Below are 357 nucleotides of genomic sequence, written 5' to 3'. Positions count from 1 at the left end.
GGTGTACTACGACCGCGTGCTCGGCCTGTTCGGCGCGGGCGCGGTGGAAGGCCGCTATCGCTTCGACGCGAACGGGCGGCTCGTGCCCGCGTGGGAGGGCGCATGCCGATGACCCCGCGCTCGATCCGCTCACGCGGCGCGTTGCTGAATACAAGTAAAACGACAGAACCGATGCAGAAGAAGCCCACCCCGCGCAAGCCGTTCGGCGCTTTGGCGCTCACGCTCGCGCTGGCGGGCGTGGTTGCGTTCTCGCACGCGCCGCTCGCGCACGCCGCCGACGTGTATCAGCTCGATCCGAACCACACCTACCCGAGTTTCGAGTCCGACCACTTCGGCGGCCTCTCGGTGTGGCGCGGC

General features: G+C 68.9%; 1 pseudogene. It reads left to right on the top strand.

The features are described 5' to 3' along the window. Positions 1 to 171: 171 nt before the first annotated feature. A pseudogene (locus SB816_RS30245) lies at positions 172 to 357 on the top strand (hypothetical protein); the annotation flags it as partial.

The organism is Achromobacter sp. SIMBA_011 (assembly GCF_046535435.1).
Classification (GTDB): Bacteria; Pseudomonadota; Gammaproteobacteria; order Burkholderiales; family Burkholderiaceae_B; genus Achromobacter; species Achromobacter dolens.
Note: the sequence above shows the minus strand (reverse complement) of the source record. Positions and strands in the feature narration are given on the sequence as shown.